The organism is Corynebacterium jeikeium, assembly GCF_028609885.1.
In the GTDB taxonomy this organism is placed as follows: Bacteria; Actinomycetota; Actinomycetes; order Mycobacteriales; family Mycobacteriaceae; genus Corynebacterium; species Corynebacterium jeikeium.
Genome location: NZ_CP063195.1, coordinates 1919164 through 1934369, shown reverse-complemented (window position 1 = coordinate 1934369; position 15206 = coordinate 1919164). Strand labels below are relative to the sequence as shown.

Sequence of the window (15206 nt, the reverse complement as noted above, 5' to 3'; positions counted from 1 at the left end):
ATCCTGCCCCCGCTACAAATTGATCCCCTCGCTGGTTTAGATACCGGCGAGATGATTTTGCGCATGTGGGATTGTGGCCGGACGCCTAAGGTTGTTGACATGTTTGAATCGACCAGTCTGGATGATCTGAAATACTCTTTCGACAGCATTCCCACCCGTCCTGCTCTTGCGCTTAAGGAGAGCACGCGGCCTGATTCACCGACCACTTCGAAGGTATGTGGCACTCCCTACCTGCCGGAACACGCGCCCTACCCGTATTACGATGGCCGGCCCATGTTCTTCATTGCCCAGTTTAATTTCTCCGAGCTAGAGCCCCTTCCAGGGTTCCCGACGACTGGGCTACTTCAGCTTTTCGTACCTGACATAGAATTCTGGGGCGATCCCTGGATAGCGACGGACAAGCCGGATCAATGCGCAGGACCCATTCCGTTCGCCCGATACTTCGAGGATTTCTCAGCGCCGCATGTCGGCGAGATGCCCGAGGAAGAGATCATGGATTCCGGTGAGCACCCTGCATCTGAGCCATTCGATCCCGTCACTATCGACGGAGTTCGATTCGATCAAGAAGTGAATTACAGCACCCACGAGTACGGTCGTTTCATTTTTGATCTGAAGGGTCCCCGCGCCTTTTTAAGGAGGGGGCGGGATTTCGTAGATATTCACACTTATCGAGGAAACTTAGTTTCACGCTGGGTAATTGATGGGCAAACGACATTTGAGCAGCCCCACCTTGACTTCGGGAAAACGACAAAGGATGCGTTTGATGCGGCTGTCGCCCGTGCAGAAAAAGAGGGCTTCACCGTTTACCCTCACGCCGATGAATTTTTGGAGCCAATTGGCTATCCACAAGCAAACGGATCCTCGCTCGGTGGCTACACAGTTCTTGTGAACGAAGGCCGGTTTTCGCCGTCTGACCCTCGGATCGTGCTGGCGACGATTGATCAAGATGGCCCATGTGAGTGGGGCGATAGTGGAGTCGGAAATTTCTTCATCCACCCCGACGACCTGGCAGCATGCAACTTTGATCGGGTCATCTTCGGCTGGGATTGCCTATAGAGTTGCGCGCGGTCTGTGGCCGCCGCTATCTGCCGTTAGTCTTCTGCTCAATCGTCCAAAGCGCGCAGGTAGAAGCGACGAATGAGGGCACGCCTCGGCAGGTCGATGACTGGGCGCAGCGCGGGGAAACGGGCGGGTTGGGACTTGGCGTCAACAAGAAAAAGAACCCTACCGTCCTGCAACCGCTCGAGGGTGAAGGTCTCCTCGCCCCGCTCGGCGTGGCCGGGGAGAGTGCCATAAGTAAAGCCGCAGCGGCCGGGCGTGGAGAAAGTATCGACAACCCGGCAGTGGAACGTCCACGGCCCGAGGCTGAGAGCGACCTCGGCGCCAATCTCCACAACCTCGTGGGTGGGGCGCACGCGGAAGAGGCCACTGCGCTGCACGCCCCAGCGGAAAAGCCTGGCCGCGGCGGTATCGAATTCCGCATTGATGATCCGCGACATGTGTAGCTCCGGAAAGCCGTCAGTCGAGGTATAGGAGAGGGGAGTCATAGAAAGCCCCAGGCTACTTGATGTGTCCGGCAATCTGCGCATGCTCCGGCACATACGGGACGAAATCCTGCACGTAGGCACCCATGGCAATCAGCGCGTTGACCCTTTCCCAGATCGGCGGGTGGGTAGCGGAAAAGTTCCGTTTCTTCGTCATGGCGCGCTTGAAGACGGACCCCTTCTTGCCTGCGTCGGAATTGTGGAAGCCCTGGATGATGTCCTGCTCCGGTGCGTACAAAGCCAGGGAGCCGGGCGTGCCGTACATGGAGTTCTGCACCGTAGAAGGGTTCGCCTGGTGGAACGCGCGGATAGTGATCAGGGCTTGTGCTAGTGCGGTGGGGTTACGGCACAGCGATACTCCGTGGCTGTCGGCCTGCTGCTCGCGGTGGCGAGACATGTAGGCCCGGGCGATGTTTGCCAGCGCTGGGGCGGCGAGGATAACGCAGAAGGAGATCAGCAAGATCACGATGGCGGCGATAGCGTTTCCGCCGCCGTTCGAGTTGGAGCTAGAGCGACTCCGGTTGTTGTTGCTGAAACTGCCGTAGATAAACACCGACTGCAGGATGGAAATGACGGACGCGATGGCCACCAGCTGGGTCATCACACGATTATCGTCGGCGGTCAGGTGGCTCATCTCGTGGGCAATTACCGCCTGCATCTGCTCGCGGTTCAGCAGGTAGCCTAGCTCTTCGGTGACGACGATGGTGCCGGTATGGGGCTTGTTGCGCTTGCCGCCTAGAGCGTAGGCATTGGGCACTCCGGTGCCGATGAGCACATAGACCTTAGGCGGGGAGGGCATGCCCGCGGCGATCGACATCTCCTCCACGATGTTGTAGACCATGCCCTTTTCCACTTTGCGCTTTTCGCCACCGATGGCGGAAATCACGGTCTTGGTGGAAAAGAAATACGAGTACAGCAGGATCAGCGCGGCAACCGGGATGGCGACCCCGGCGGAGATCAGAATGACCTTGCCCAGGGTGTTGTAGTCAATATCGCTTCCCTGGATGCCAACGTAGGCCGCACAGGCACACGCCACGATGGAAAGCTGGAGTACAAATACGTTCGCGATCCACGCGACAGCGATGCCTTTGCGTAGCTGCGATAGCGATTCGTCAAAGGTTCTCGGCTGGTTGGCCATTGTCCGTTATCCGTCCTTTCAGCACTTTCAGTGCTCACGAGTCCTGCCCGCTAGGTGCGATGCTTAAGAAGCGGAAGTGGCCTTGAGAGGGGGGCGGGGCAGGACAAGAAGGCTAGAAAGAAACGTCCGGAGCCTGGCGCTTGGACTCTTCCACCTGGAAGAACCCGAAAGGCTGGAAGCCGTGCACGGAAGCGACGATATTCGTTGGTACGGACTGGATGGCGGTGTTGTAGGTATTCGTGGAGGCGTTGTAGTACTGGCGAGCGAAGCCCACCTTGTTTTCGGTGGAGGCGAGCTCCTCTTGCAGCTGTTGGAAGTTGCGGGAAGCCTGCAGCTCCGGGTACGCCTCGGCGGTAGCGCGCAGGGTGGCCATGGTGCGACCAAATACAGCGTCGGCCTGGGAGGCATCCTGCACGTCGCCGGTGGCGCGGGCGCGGTCGGTGGCGGTGCGTAGCTCCGCGATGTCGTGGAATACCTTGGCTTCGTGGTTGGCGTACCCCTTGACGGTGGCTACCAGGTTGGGGATCAGGTCGCCGCGGCGCTGCAGCTGGGTATCGATCTGGGCGTACGCCTCGTTAACGGTGTTTCGCTTCTTGACGAGGCCGTTGTACATGGCGAACCAGATGATGGCGAGGACTACGAGGATGGCGAGGATGATAACTGCGATGATCATGTAAGCAATACTTCCTTGGGAAACTCTTGAACGTACCTATCTAGAACAACTCAGCGCGTGGCGGTCCGGTAGCGACCCGCACAGGCTAACAGTGTTGGAATGTATTATCGCTAACGTTTGTTCCCGGCGCAGGCCGGAAAACGTGGAAAAAATTTCTAGCTAGGGTTGGGGCCATGCCTAAAAACTCGAACCCGATGGTCGAACGTCAGCTTTCCCACCGCACGATTAGAGAGTTCACGGATCAGCCGGTGGACGGCCAGACCCTGGAAACCATCTATGACGTAGCCATGCGCACGGCATCTTCCCGCGGTATGCAGCAGGCCAGCATCATTCGCGTGACAGATACGCAGTTGCGGGAGCGCCTGGCGGAAATTGGCAACCAGGAGTATGTTCGCCGCGCACCGGTGTACCTGTTGTTCTTGGCGGATACGGCGCGGAATGCGCAGATCCTGCAGGAAAATGGCGGCGACCCGCGGGCCGCTGGGCGCACGAAGGCTTTTGTGGAGGCCTTCACCGACGCCTGCCTGATGGCAGAGAACGTGGTGAACGCCGCTGAATCCTTTGGCCTGGGCGCCAACTTCCTGGGCAATATCCACAACGACACTGCCGGGGTTATCGAGCTGCTCGATCTGCCGCGCTACACCTTCCCGGTGGTTGGCCTTACCCTGGGCTGGCCGAACCAGGATCCGCAGCTGAAGCCTCGCATGCCGCGCAAGTTCCGCGTGATGGAAAACGGTTACCAGACCCGCGAGAATCTTGCTGTCGACCTGGCGGATTATGATGCGGAGATGACGACCTATTACGACTTGCGCAACGCCAATCAGCGCGTGGATAGCTTCACCAATCAGGTCTTGAAGAACTTCCCCTTCACCCGGGACAGCAACGACGATTCACTGCAAGCCGCGCGTTGGCAAGGCTTTATTGTCTAGCTCTTTTCTTTATGACGCCCTCAGCGTCATCCGCGCCTAACCTCAAATTAACCTGCCGTTCAGAAACCTGGGTTAGTGTCCGAAGGAGTTTATAAAACTATCGCAAAAGGCGCCGGGCGAGCCAGGAGGCTTGGCGTCAAGAAGAATTGCAGGACGAGACTTCAAGGGTGAGAGAAAAGTGACCAAGACCAAGAGCCTCAAGATCACGATGGCCACCGTGATGGCTACGACCATGTCCCTTTCGGCAGTGAATGTCGCGCCGGTGGAGGCTGCACCGAGCGTGCCGGCGGTTGCTGGCTCCGAGGGGCTGCCGAGCTACCCGCACCCCGTGCAGCACAAGGGTGCCCCGACCCCGCAGCCTTTCGGCCCGGAATACCTGGGCGGCTACATCTCTGACATCAGCTCCCACGGCTACGGCGTCTACCTGGACGTAGTCGATGGCTTCAACGACGTGCGCGCCAACCACCCGGGCATCATGAAGCAGAACCTGGACAAGGTTGTGAACATCAACAACGCTGTGCAGGACAACCCGGCTGCCATCCAGCGCGCACAGAAGGACGCTCGCGCGGACAAGGCTGGCGTGCTGGATGCGTTCTCCGATTCTTTGGGCACAGAGCTCGGCCGCCACTTCCGCGATGCCCTGCGCGAGAATCGCCTGCCGAAGACCCAGTTCCTGCTGGGCAACGGCTACCTGGCTCGTGCGGGCGGAGTGGCATCCTCCACCTTTGTAGAGAAGGTCGTGTTCAACAACGACCGTCCGTTCGTGGTTGCTCCGGAGCGCATCAAGAAGTACGAGGACGGCCAGAACAAGTACTATGGCACCTCCAAGTCCTACCCGTCTGGTCACACCAACCAGGCCGTGTGGTCCACTACCCTGTTGGCGCTGACCCTGCCGGAGCTGGCTCCGCAGATCCTGGCTCGTGGTTCCGAGGCTGGCAACAACCGCATTGTCATGGGCGTGCACTACCCGCTGGACGTCATGGGTGGCCGCATGTCCGGCACCGCAGCTGCCGCTGACCGCTGGAACGATCCGAAGATGCGCGACGCAATCCAGCAGGCGGGCAAGGAGCTGCGTGCGGAGCTGGAGTGGCGCGCGGGTCGCCCGATCGCTGAGGTCGTGAAGAACGACAAGGCATACCGCTCCACCGACCAGGCTGTGCGCGAGTACACCGATCGTATGACCTATGGCTTCCCGAAGATCTACCGCAAGGACGCGCCGATGATCGTGCCGCAGGCGGCCCCGGATCTGCTGCTGCCGAAGTTCCCGAAGCTGAGCTACAACCAGCGTGCCTCCATCCTGCGCCAGACCGCTATCCCGTCCGGTTCCCCGCTGGACGATCAGGGCCCGCGCGGCTCTTGGCAGCGCCTGAACATGGCTGCTGCATTCGCCGCAAAGGTCAAGGTCAACAGCAACGGTAGCGTTACCGTACTGCGCTAGTCGGTGGCCGCCCGCCGACTTAATTGCGCGGCGGGAGAGCAGGGGTAACCTTGTCCAAATTGTTACCTCTGTGGCGCATGTGAATCAGTGTTTCTGCGATAGGGTTGGGCTCATGTCAGCCGCATCTGTATCCACACGAATCCCCGTTGGGCGCTCCTTCCGTAGCGCCGTCCGTCGTCGCCTTGGAGCCTTGCTGGCGGGCGTGGCATTGGCCACTTCCGCCGTTTTTGGCTCAGCCTTCACCGCGCCAGAGGCTGCCGCCGCGCCCACTGGTTCCGCAGATGCATTCCTGCAAGCAACCGGCCAGCCGGGCCCGCACCGCGTCCCGGGCCACTACTTCACGTCTCCAGGCATTCCGCAGGCTCAGCGTGCCGCGGCGCCCAGCGTTCTGGCCGGGCCTTCCATGCCGATTTACGTAGGCAACAACATCTGCACCCTGGGTGTGGTTGGCTACGACAAGGCCGGAAACAAGGTGGGTATCACCGCAGGTCACTGTGGTGGCCCCGGTGCTCCGGTTGTTTCTATGGACGCCGAGGGTGCCGGTCAGATCGGTACCGTCGTCCGTAACGGTTACCCGGACTACGCTGTGATCAAGTTCAATAACAAGGTCCGCCTGACCCGCGGTTACAACAACGTTCACCTGAATGCTCTCGGTGGCCCCACCCCAGCTAGCCTGCAACAGATCTGCAAAACCGGTGTCGCCACCGGAGTTTCCTGCGGTCCCATGCTGGCGATTTCCGGGCCGTTCCTGGTTTCCCACCTGTGCGGTTCGATGGGAGATTCGGGCGGCCCGATCTACGTCGGCAACCGTTTGGTCGGCATCGTCAACGGCGGAGTGGCCAACCTGCCTTCTTGCACCACCCCGCTGCAGGGGCCACTGCACGCACCGACGGCCGGTGCCGCGTGGAACGTGATCGCCGCAGACCTCAACGCGGCCGGTGGGGTGGGTGCCGGGTTCCGCTTGGCTTAGTTCCCAGGCTTCCCGGCCGAACTCCGGCCGCCCCTTAGCCCAAACGCCCTCTGCCTAGCTGCAGCAGGGCTTTTGCTATTTCTACGCCCTCCGAACCGAACTCTGCGCGGAACTGGTTAATGATGGCAACCTCGCGGGTATAGACCAGCTTCGTGCCGCCGGAGCCCAGGCGTGTCTTCCCGATTGCCTTCGATACTTCGCTGCGACGGTGGATTGCGTCGATGATGACGCGGTCGAGGCGGTTGATCTCCTCGCGGTAGGATTGAATTTCTGAATCCGACAAGGGATCGTCCGTGCCAGAAGGCATGCGGACGGTGAACTCGTTGGGCTTTGAAGAAGCCGCAGAATCGTTGTCGCTCATGCGTTGTATCCTACCGCTAGTCGTCAAGGCCGAGAATCAAAAAGAGCCCTGGAGCGTGAGGTTCCAGCGGTGCACGGGAAAGTTTTTAAGGGAGCTCAAGGGAAACATGAACAACCAGCACGATCCGTTCGCCGACCTGCCGCTGCCTGAGGAACCAACGCTTTTCGATGATGAGGTCCCGCCGCCGGAGGACGAGCTGCCACCTGAGGGATACGAAAGCGTGCTGGCGAATCTGCATTCTGATAGCCCGCAGCCACACCGAGTACAGCAAACACCGTCGCAACAGCGAGGTAATGCTGGGACGGCAGCGGGGGAGACGGGGCGTCATAAAGAAAAGCTCCTCGAAGGCCTCAACCCGCAGCAGCGACAGGCGGTCGAGCACATGGGCAGCCCGCTGCTGATCGTGGCGGGCGCGGGCTCCGGCAAGACGAGTGTGCTGACGCGCCGCATTGCATATTTGCTGGCAAACGGGGTGGCGCCGTGGCAGATCCTGGCGATCACCTTCACCAACAAGGCGGCGGCGGAAATGCGCGAGCGCGTGGTGGACATGGTCGGCCCGCAGGCGGAGCGCATGTGGGTCTCCACTTTCCACTCCTTCTGTGTGCGCGTGCTACGTGCCAATGCGCACCTCGCGCCGGGGTTGAACACGAACTTCAGCATCTACGACTCGGACGATTCCAAGCGCCTGATGACGATGATCATCAAGGATGCCTCGCTGGACTTGAAGGAGTTCTCGCCCCGTGGGGTGCTGAATGTGATCTCCAATTGGAAGAACGAACTGGTCGGCCCGGCCGGGGCGCTGGAGGAAGCGCAGCGCGACTCCAACCCCCACACGGCCCAGATCGCCACGCTGTACAAGACGTATCAGAACCGCCTGCGGGCGGCCAACGCGGTGGACTTCGACGATCTGATCGGTGAGGTCGTGGCGATCCTGAACAATAATCCGGACGTTCGCGAGCACTACCGGCGCCGCTTCCGCCACATCATGGTCGACGAGTACCAGGACACCAACCACGCACAATACGAGCTGGTGGCGGCTCTCGCGGGCAAGGGCAAAGCCGAGTGCGAGCTGTGCGTGGTGGGCGATGCCGACCAGTCGATCTATGCCTTCCGCGGCGCGACGATCCGCAACATCGAAGAATTCGAGCGCGACTACCCGGATGCGCACACGATCCTGCTTGAGCAGAACTACCGCTCCACCCAGAAGATCCTGTCCGCAGCCAACGCGGTGATTGACCGGAACCAGGGGCGCCGCCCGAAGAAGCTGTGGACGGACCTAGGCGATGGCGAGCTGATCGGCGGTTACGTTGCGGATAACGAGCACGACGAGGCGAACTTCATCGTCGAGCAGATCGACGACCTGGTGGATAACGAGGGATACTCCTACGGCGACATCTCGATCATGTACCGCACCAATAACGCCTCTCGTGCGATCGAGGACGTGCTGGTGCGCTCCGGTATGCCGTACAAGGTCGTCGGTGGCACGCGCTTCTACGAGCGCCGCGAGATCCGCGACATTGTGGCTTATCTCAAGGTTCTGGACAACGCGGACGACACGGTGGCGCTGCGGCGCATCATCAACACCCCGCGCCGCGGAATCGGTGATAAGGCCATCGCGCAGGTCACTGTGCATGCGGAAGGCCAGGGGATTGGTTTTTCGGCTGCTCTTGGTGACGCCGCCGCGGGGAAGGTCGCCGGCCTTTCCGCACGCGGCCGCAATTCCATTGGCAAGTTCCTGGAAATGATGGACGCGCTGCGGGCAGAGACGGAGTCTATGGAGATGACGGCATCGGACGGGTCCGGACTGGGATTGCCCGACCTGGGGCGGGTGATCTCTGCGGTGCTGGACATGACCGGCTACAAGGAGCTGCTGGAGAAATCCAACGACCCGCAGGATGGGGCGCGCCTGGACAACTTGAACGAGCTGGTGAGCGTGGGGCATGAGTTCTCGCAGGAGTCGGCGAACCTGAAGGCGTACGAGGAGATGCCGGGTGGTGGCACCGCCGGTAGCGCTGGTAGCAGCGATGGTAGCGCCGGAGACACCGCCGACGCCATGCTCACCGAAGGGGAAGCGCCGCTGGGTAGCCTGCAGGCCTTCCTAGAGCGCGTGAGCCTGGTAGCGGACGCGGACCAGATCCCCGCGGACGAGCAGGACATGGTGACGCTCATGACGTTGCACACCGCCAAGGGGCTGGAGTTCCCCGTGGTGTTCCTGACCGGCTGGGAAGACGGACAGTTCCCGCACATGCGCGCGCTGGGTGACCCGACGGAGCTGGCCGAGGAGCGGCGCCTGGCCTATGTGGGCATTACCCGTGCAAAGCAGCGGCTGTTCCTTACCCGTGCGATTACGCGCAGCGGTTGGGGAGCGCCGGTGAACAATCCGCCGTCGCGCTTCCTTTCCGAGGTTCCGGAGGATCTGATGGAGTGGATCCGCGAGGAGCCCGCCCGCTTCGGCAGCGGTGTGGATTCCGCCTGGGGTGGCGGAGGCTACGCCGATGGCACCAGCTTCGGCGGCTCAGGCGGCTCGGGTGGCTGGGGCGCGGGGGCCAGCGGCTGGGGCGGCCAGTCCTACCGGAAGCCAGCGAAGAAGGCGAAGCCTGCCTTCGGAGCCGGGGCGAAGAAGAACCAGGATCTCGACTTGGCGGTGGGGGACAAGGTCAACCACGACAAGTACGGCCTGGGCACGGTGAAGAGCGTGGACGGCAGTGGCTCGCACACGACCTGCATGATCGACTTCGGCAGTCAGGGCACGGTGCGTCTGATGCTGTTCGGCGGCGTGCCGATGGAGAAGCTCTAGCCCCTGGGGCTCTGGGGCGCGCCCGAGCCGGCGTGTTGCGGAAGTGACGATTGTGGCCAATGTTGCGCAGAAAATATTTTCTTAATGTAACGTAACAGCATCCTCTTTCGATGGGTTAGGCGTAACTAGAAGGGTATTAATGCAGAACAATCAACAAGTGACTTCCAAATTGCAAGACCTTAAGCACTTGGGCGAGGCCGCCTGGGCAGAGACCCACGCTATTGCCACCGGCCTGGGGACTGCGCTGAAATCGGGCGTAGTCGTCAGAGGCGGCGGTGTTAAGGGGAAAGCCAAGCTGGTCGAGAGCATCGCCCGCTATGGCTTCACCGCTGGACGTCAGGCGTGGTACGCGGCAGAAGTGGCGCCGAACCGTACGGCCATCATCGATGACATCGGCGAACGCACGTATGCGGAGGTTCGCAATGATTCGCTGGCCTTCGCCCGCGCACTACAGCGCATGGGCCTGGGGCCAGGCAAGAATATTGCGGTCATGGCCCGCAATTCCCGCGTGGTCGTCTACGCGCTGGTCGCCAAGGGATTCATCGGGGCGGACATTAGCCTGCTCAACCCGGCTTCCAGTCCAGTCCAGCTGCAGAAGAGTATGGAGGAGCTGGATGTTCACACCATCATCATCGACGAGGAGTTCGCGGACAGGCTGCCCGCGGACTATTCGCGCGCCAAGGTGATCATCGGCTATGCGGAGGATCTGGAGAACCCGCAGGCTCCGAACCCGGAATGGGAAACCTTCCAGCAGGTCATCGACCACGCACCCTCCGAGGCGGAGGAGAAGCTGCCTAAGATCCCGAAGCGCGGCTTCATCACCATCTTGAGCTCCGGCACCTCTGGTACCCCGAAGGCCGTAGTGCACCGGGAGCCGCCCATCCCGACTCCGCTGGCGGATCTTGTCACCTGGATCCCGTGGCGGGCGGAGATGATGATCCAGCAGACCGCCTCTATGTTCCACTCGTGGGGCTGGGCGAACCTGAACCTGATTTTTGCCCACCGCGCGACAGTGGTGTTCCGCCGTGACTTCGATCCAGTGCAGGCGATGGAGGACGTCGAGCGTTACAAGGTCAACGGCATCATTACCTCGCCCATCTTCATCAAGGAGCAGCTCAAGGTCGCACAGAACGGCGACTACGACGCTTCGTCGATTGAGTTCATCGTGTCCTCCGGCAATGCCATGCACGAAGATCTGCTCCGCGGCCTGCACAAGCAATTCGGTCCCGTGGTCTGCAACTTCTACGGATCCACCGAAAACAGCGTGGTCGCTATTGCTAAGAAGGAGGAACTCGTCGAGAATCCGGCTCTGGCCGGGCGCCCGGTGCGCGGCGTACGCGTCAAGATCCTGGACGACGACGGAAACGTGCTGCCGCCGAACACCCCGGGCCGCATCTATGCCCGAGGCACCATGACCATGCGCCGTTATGCACACACGCGCGATCAGATGAAGATCAAGCACGGCCTGCTGGAGATTGGCGACCGTGGGTACCTCGACGAGGAAGGTCGCCTGTTTGTGCTCGGCCGGGCGGACGACATGATCATCGTCGGCGGTGAAAACGTGTACCCACGCAGCGTGGAAGAGGTGTTGGCGCCAATGCCTGGCATTCGAGACCTCTACGCCAAGGGCGTGGACGACGAAGAGAGCTTCAAGCGCATGGCGGTGTGGATCGTGCGTGAAGACACCCCGGAGGGTGAGGCGCTGACCAAGGAGTCCGTCCAAGAATGGGTCAGGGACAACTTGGCGGAGCACTCCGTTCCCCGCGAAGTTACATTCCTGGATGAGCTTCCGCGCAACCCAACTGGTAAGGTCATGCCGGCAAAGCTTCCGAACAGCTAACATTTTCGCCTCGCGATCGATAGCCTTAATACGGCACAAAAACACATACGGGAGAAACTGATGAAGAAAATTGCACGCATCTTGACTGCGGCTGTCGCCGTAGCAGGATCGGTCATGGGCCTGGCCCCTGCTGCCCAGGCTGCCCCCGGAAACACCGTGTTGCTCGGTGATTCCTACTTCGCTAACACGACGCTCAACCAGATTATTGACGCCAAGCGCAGTGGCGCACGTAAGTGCATCCACGGTAAATTCCGCGTGGCCACTGAGCTGCAGCGGCTGACGGGTGCCCACGTGGATGACTACTCCTGCAACGGCAAGGAGCTGTACCTGGGCCGCGAGCCGCTAGAGGCTCGCCTGGATCAGGCTATCCGCGACGGCAAGCTGAACCGCAACACGCGCAACGTGCCGATCATGGTTGGAGCTAATGACACCTACCGCACTCTGGATCCGATCAATAACCGTGCGGCAGCTCGTTCTTATGACCGCCTCGCTAACAAGATCAAGCGCGCTGCTCCGAATGCTCGCATCCAGTTTGTGAGCTACCCGCACCTCACGAACGATCGCGCAGGCCTGTGTCTGATCCGTCCGCACGGTCTGCCGCCGATTCAGGCTCCGTTCCCGATCGTGAAGGAAGCCGAGCGTCAGCTGTGGCGCCAGGCTCACGATGCAGCCAAGCGCAACGGTGGCGTTTTCGTTGACCTTCACCGCTCCACCCGCGGGCACGATACCTGCCAGCCGGGCGGCAAGGCTTGGGTTGCCGGCGTCTTTGATAACCAGACTCCGCGCTACAACCTGACCCTGCACATGTCCCACGATGGTGTGACCAATGCAGCCAAGCAGATTGGTGCGGCTCTGAAGTAATTCGCACTGGCTTCCGAGGTGGGGGATCCCCACCTTGAAAGTCGCGGCGAGGTAGACAAAAACCTCCCGACCACCCAAAATGAACTGCTCCCCATTAGTTGGACTGAGAAATCAGTTACCGACTAGTGGGGAGCAGTTTTCATTGAGAGCACGAAGTTCGCTGAATGAGCAGCAGCGTGAACAGCTGGTGGAGTGTTTCGAGCAAGGCATGGGCGAAACAGCCGCTGCCAATGCTCTTGGTGTCCCCAAAAACGCCGTCCGTTTGCTCTATCGTCGGTTTCAGCTGCATGGCAGGCTATGTCTTGTGGAGAAACCGACAAAGCAGCAGTATTCGTTCGAGTTCAAAAAGGAAGTTGTCGAGCGCCACCTTTCCGGCGAGACAAAGATGGATCTTGCGCGTGAATTTAACCTGTCGTCGGACCAGCTGGTCAGTTATTGGTCGCGGCAATGGCGTAAAGGTGGCGACGAGGCGTTAAAACCGAAGCCGAAGGGCAGGCCCAAAGGTTCGGCTGTGCCAAAGCCGCTGACCGAAGAGGAGAAGCTGCGGCGCCGGATCGCGCGGTTGGAAGCGGAAAACGCTTATCTAAAAAAATTGCGGGACTTGAGGAACCAGAGACGCGCCTGAAAGTCCAGGCGATTGTCATCCTCAAGTCGCACCACCGCCTGGAGTATCTCCTAAAGGCAGCAGGTATCCCACGGTCGACGTTCTTCTACCACCAGAAACGACTCAGTAAGCCGGATAAGCACGCCGCGCTCAAGGCCGAGATCCGGGAAAGCTTCGAGCGCAACAAGCATCGCTACGGCTACCGGCGAGTGTTACTTGACCTGCGTAACCAGGGGTGGGTGGTCAACCACAAACTCGTGTACAAGCTCATGTGCGAGATGGGGCTGCGAGCCAAGATTCGCCAACGTAGACCTTATGTTTCCTATGCTGGGACGATCAGTCACATCGCTGACAACAAGCTTGACCGCAAGTTCACCCCGGATCAGCCAAATACCGTCTTTGTCAGCGACGTCACCGAGTTCAGGGTCGCAGGTCGCAAGGTCTACCTGTCACCGGTGATGGACCTGTTCGATCGCTCAATTGTTGCCCACACCGTGGCTACATCGCCGTCGACAGCGTTTACCGCTGCCTCTTTGTCCAAGGCGATTAAAACGTGTGCGCCTGAACCCGGGTGGATGATGCACACTGACCAAGGCTTCCAGTACCAGCACGCCTCCTGGCGCGACCTGATCGGTGACAACGGCGGTGTTCAGTCGATGTCGCGTAAAGCCAACTGTTACGACAACGCGGTCATGGAGAACTTCTTCGGCCACTTGAAAACCGAGATGTACCACGGTGAAGTCTTCGGCACCGTCGCAGAATTCAACCAAGCAATCGACGAATACATCCAGTGGTACAACACCGAACGCATCCAACAACGACTCAAGGGCCTGACCCCGATGCAATATCGGAATCAGACCCTTGAAACCCTAACCGCATAGAATTAAACCAGTCCAACTTTCGGGGGCTAGTTCAAAAAGGGGGCGGTCGGGAGGTTTTTGTGTCCTTTGCCTAAGGCTTAGAGCTGGATACCACGTTCAGCGAGCCAAGGCTTCGGGTCGACAGCCTCGCCGCCGTTCGGGCGAACCTCGAAGTGCAGGTGGGAGCCAGTGGAGAAGCCCAGGGAGCCCATTCCAGCGATCTTCTGGCCGCTGGTTACACGGTCGCCAACCTTAACGTCCAGGGTGGCCATGTGGCCGTAGACGGTGACGGTGCCGTCGTCGTGCTTGATGCGGATCCAGTTGCCGAAGCCGGAAGCAGGGCCGGAGTCGATGACGGTGCCGTCGTGGACTGCACGGATGGCGGTGCCTACGGCGTTGGCTATGTCGACGCCGTAGTGGAAGGTGCCCCAACGCGAGCCGAAGCCGGAGGTGAAGGTGCCCTCGGCGGGCTTGACGAACTCGGGCATGCGAGCAGCCAGATCAGCCTCGGTGCGCTCCTTGGCAAAACGCAGGGCGGAATCGAGCTGCTGGGACAGATCGGAAACCGGCTTGGCCTGTGGGACCTCGAGGATCTGCGGAGCCTCGTTGGCGGAAGCCTGGGCATCCGCCGGAGCTGCAGAGCCCTGAGCGCCCTCGCCCTGGGCGAGGATGGCGGTGTTCTCGGAAGCTAGGGCGATATCGTCCTTGGAGTTCTGGGATGCACCAGCGGTAGCGCCGGCAGCGCCAGCAGTAGTCACAGCGGTCGTAGCGACGGCCACGAGCGCGAAGCGACGCTTCGCGGTGTTCTCCTGCTTGCGGTGGATGCCGGTACGGCTCGCTTCAGTAGTGTTTCGCACTGTCCTAGTAACCCTTTGACCTAATCGATGTTTTTTAACAACTGTCACATGTGATTTCGCACGATCGCTTTCGCTCTTCCCCGAGCCTGATTGTTGGGGCTCGAGTCTGTTGTGCAAGCAATTTGTAACCACTTTGTTATCAACGGAACGTAACACTATCGGTTTGGCAACATTGCGGCAACTAAAATGGCGAAAAATAACGCTTTGATTACATTGCGGGGGTAGTGGAGGTAACCTTACCTGAGTCTAAGAATGAATTTCCCCTGTTCCAGGCGTTTTTATGCTGCTTTTGTAGTGGTTGAACCCCGCTAGTGATCTTCATTACGCTACCCAC

The 15206-nt window shown here is 60.2% G+C and carries 13 protein-coding genes; 8 read left to right on the top strand and 5 right to left on the bottom strand.

The features are described from left to right. The first annotated feature begins 99 nt into the window (after positions 1-99). Entirely contained in the window at positions 100-1056 is a 957-nt protein-coding gene (locus tag CJEIK_RS08665) for a DUF1963 domain-containing protein (RefSeq protein WP_231913385.1), read from the top strand. Between the two features lie 47 nt (positions 1057-1103). On the opposite strand, the gene CJEIK_RS08660 is transcribed toward CJEIK_RS08665, so the two are convergent. From CJEIK_RS08660 to CJEIK_RS08650, 3 genes are all read right to left on the bottom strand, one after another. After that, positions 1104-1547, bottom strand: a complete 444-nt coding sequence (locus tag CJEIK_RS08660) for a DUF1990 family protein (protein WP_005293753.1) — start codon at positions 1545-1547, stop codon at positions 1104-1106. A gap of 13 nt (positions 1548-1560) precedes the next feature. Further along, positions 1561-2682, bottom strand: a complete 1122-nt coding sequence (locus CJEIK_RS08655) for a M48 family metalloprotease (RefSeq protein WP_005293752.1) — start codon at positions 2680-2682, stop codon at positions 1561-1563. 112 nt (positions 2683-2794) lie between these two features. After that, entirely contained in the window at positions 2795-3355 is a 561-nt protein-coding gene (locus CJEIK_RS08650; RefSeq protein WP_005293749.1) for a LemA family protein, read from the bottom strand. Positions 3356-3528: 173 nt separating this feature from the next. Here CJEIK_RS08650 and CJEIK_RS08645 point away from each other — a divergent pair, with 173 nt between their 5' ends. The 3 genes from CJEIK_RS08645 to CJEIK_RS08635 all read left to right on the top strand — a co-directional run bounded on the left by CJEIK_RS08645 (position 3529) and on the right by CJEIK_RS08635 (position 6692). Further along, positions 3529-4284: an NADPH-dependent oxidoreductase gene (locus tag CJEIK_RS08645; RefSeq protein WP_011273977.1), complete on the top strand. Its 756-nt coding sequence runs from the start codon at positions 3529-3531 to the stop codon at positions 4282-4284. Between the two features lie 178 nt (positions 4285-4462). Next, entirely contained in the window at positions 4463-5722 is a 1260-nt protein-coding gene (locus tag CJEIK_RS08640) for an acid phosphatase (RefSeq protein WP_005293746.1), read from the top strand. 112 nt (positions 5723-5834) lie between these two features. After that, positions 5835-6692 (top strand): S1 family peptidase, encoded by an 858-nt coding sequence (locus tag CJEIK_RS08635; protein WP_011273976.1) that lies wholly within the window; start codon positions 5835-5837, stop codon positions 6690-6692. 34 nt (positions 6693-6726) lie between these two features. On the opposite strand, the gene CJEIK_RS08630 is transcribed toward CJEIK_RS08635, so the two are convergent. Next, the gene (locus tag CJEIK_RS08630; protein ID WP_011273975.1) at positions 6727-7053 is read right to left on the bottom strand and encodes a chorismate mutase; all 327 of its coding nucleotides are present in this window, start codon (positions 7051-7053) and stop codon (positions 6727-6729) included. A 106-nt stretch (positions 7054-7159) separates the two neighbouring features. Between CJEIK_RS08630 and CJEIK_RS08625 the strand changes: the two genes are divergently transcribed. From CJEIK_RS08625 to CJEIK_RS08610, 4 genes are all read left to right on the top strand, one after another. Then, positions 7160-9850, top strand: a complete 2691-nt coding sequence (locus CJEIK_RS08625) for an ATP-dependent helicase (RefSeq protein ID WP_034964524.1) — start codon at positions 7160-7162, stop codon at positions 9848-9850. Positions 9851-10007: 157 nt separating this feature from the next. Then, complete coding sequence (locus CJEIK_RS08620) at positions 10008-11690, top strand: acyl-CoA synthetase (RefSeq protein ID WP_231913386.1); 1683 nt, start codon at positions 10008-10010, stop codon at positions 11688-11690. A 60-nt stretch (positions 11691-11750) separates the two neighbouring features. Further along, complete coding sequence (locus CJEIK_RS08615) at positions 11751-12551, top strand: SGNH/GDSL hydrolase family protein (RefSeq protein ID WP_005293733.1); 801 nt, start codon at positions 11751-11753, stop codon at positions 12549-12551. 142 nt (positions 12552-12693) lie between these two features. Then, positions 12694-14036 (top strand): IS3 family transposase gene (locus CJEIK_RS08610; protein WP_370510477.1). Its coding sequence is split into 2 segments (ribosomal slippage): positions 12694-13135 and positions 13135-14036, totalling 1344 coding nucleotides; the frame shifts between segments, so codons are not numbered across the junction. A 77-nt stretch (positions 14037-14113) separates the two neighbouring features. Here the strand turns inward: CJEIK_RS08610 and CJEIK_RS08605 are convergent. Beyond that, entirely contained in the window at positions 14114-14872 is a 759-nt protein-coding gene (locus CJEIK_RS08605; protein WP_005293731.1) for a M23 family metallopeptidase, read from the bottom strand. Positions 14873-15206 lie beyond the last annotated feature (334 nt).